This is a genomic window from Ruegeria sp. BG8 (genome assembly GCF_056538325.1).
Genome location: NZ_JBQFSZ010000028.1, coordinates 1 through 1,316, shown reverse-complemented (window position 1 = coordinate 1,316; position 1,316 = coordinate 1). Strand labels below are relative to the sequence as shown.

Here is a 1,316-nt window from a genome sequence, read left to right as displayed (position 1 = left end):
ATCATCACCAACTCCACGGGTTCTATTACCCTGAACGTGATGGGCGAGGGCGCATATATCTCATTGCGGACCGGAAATGGTGATGACACCATCACTGGCTCGGCTGCAGATGAGCAGTTCATTCTGGGCGCGGGGACCGATGTTCTGAATGCGGGCGGCGGCTTTGACCAGGTGCGGTATGACCGCAGCGGCGTGGAAGGCGGGGTGACGGTGAACCTGCAGACCGGCACGGCGACGGGTGTTTGGGACGGTCTGGCGTTCGATCACGCGCTGACGGGCGTTGAATCTGTGCGCGGCTCGCGCACTGGCAATGACGACCTGACCGCCGCTGATACCGGCTCGCAACTTTCTGGCCGTGGCGGGGATGATACCCTGCGGGGTGGTGCCGGAGATGACGTTCTGATCGGTGGTGCGGGTGCAGATGTCTTTGTCGTGGGTCAGGGCAACGACACGATCGTTGACTATGAGGGCGATGATATCGACGATATCCAGCTTTCCCCCAGCTTCACGGATGCCGAGATTGACGCAGCCATCGCGAACGCGGTTCAGGACGGTGACGACGTTGTGGTGACGCTTCCGAACGGGGCAACGGTGCGTGTTCAGGGCTGGACGGTTGCCGAATTCCAGGCGGATGTTGGCGGATCGTCGACCGCGACCATAGTTGGAACGTTTGGGGATGATGTTCTTGACGGGACGGATGGGGACGATGTGATTGACCCTGCGGGCAATGCGGACGGGTTTGATCTTGTCAACGGGTCGCTGGGTAATGATGAAATCGTCTTTACCAATTCGGGTGGCGAGAGCTTTGTCGAGGTCGACTATTCCGGTCTTTTGAATCCGATCAATGCCACGTTGGATTATGCGAACAACACGGGCACGGTTGTGAAAGGTGTTGATGGCGTTGACGGGATGGATACGTTCACCGACCCAACGACGACGGGCGGTTTTGGCATTGGTCTTGTGGGCACGTCGGGGGACGATACGTTCAACATCGTGCAGGGCTCCGAGTTTACCTGGGCTGGCATCTTCTACGCGGGCGGCGACGACACGATCAACGTTGACGCGAACACCGGGACCGTTCGGATTGGCGCGGGCACGGATGTGACTGCGGATCTTACGACCGGTATCATCACCAACTCCACGGGTTCTATTACCCTGAACGTGATGGGCGAGGGCGCATATATCTCATTGCGGACCGGAAATGGTGATGACACCATCACTGGCTCGGCTGCAGATGAGCAGTTCATTCTGGGCGCGGGGACCGATGTTCTGAATGCGGGCGGCGGCTTTGACCAGGTGCGGTATGACCGCAGCGG

Annotated in this window: 1 pseudogene; it reads left to right on the top strand. The window is 59.2% G+C overall.

The annotated features are described in order from the left end of the window. Nucleotides 1-1,316 (top strand): annotated as a pseudogene (locus ACR0DG_RS21420) (hypothetical protein); the annotation flags it as partial.